The sequence below is a fragment of the Halomonas sp. ND22Bw genome (assembly GCF_003011945.1).
GTDB classification, from domain to species: domain Bacteria; phylum Pseudomonadota; class Gammaproteobacteria; order Pseudomonadales; family Halomonadaceae; genus Halomonas; species Halomonas halophila.
In genome coordinates, this window is sequence record NZ_PXWD01000118.1 from 1 (window position 1) to 488 (window position 488).

Sequence of the window (488 nt, forward strand, 5' to 3'; positions counted from 1 at the left end):
ATGCTGGTGATCATGCCGCTGGCCGAGGTGCTGCCCTCTGCCGAGAGCACCTGGCTCCATTCGAGGCGCACGATCTCGTCCACCTCCTCGACAGCGAAGGCCTGGGTCGTCCGTGCGTATTCGGTCACGAGCAGGATGTTGCGTCCGTTCTTCGGCACGCATCCCACGGCGCTCGGCAGGTCGATCACGGGCATCAGCTGGCCGCGGATGTTGGTCACGCCGAGCACGTGGGGCGACGAGCCCGCAACCGCCGTGATGGTCGGCGTCACGATGATCTCGCGCACCTTGAAGACGTTGATACCGAACAGCTCGCGCCGGTCCGACTGGGGCGATTCGCCGAGGCGGAACAGCAGCAATTCGAACCGGTTGCTGCTGGTGAGGTTGGTGCGCTCGTCGACTTCATTCAGAACGGTGGTGTTCACGGTATCTCCGGGTGATGTTGGCCTGATCGATGGGCTCCTGAATGCAGGCCCAACGCAATGGCTATC

The 488-nt window shown here is 63.3% G+C and carries 1 protein-coding gene; it reads right to left on the reverse strand.

What is annotated here, in order from left to right; all coding sequences use genetic code 11:
* The coding region (locus tag CVH10_RS17255) for a chemotaxis protein CheW (protein WP_146142979.1) at positions 1-422 on the reverse strand (422 nt) is incomplete at its 3' end.
* Between the last annotated feature and the right edge of the window lie 66 nt (positions 423-488).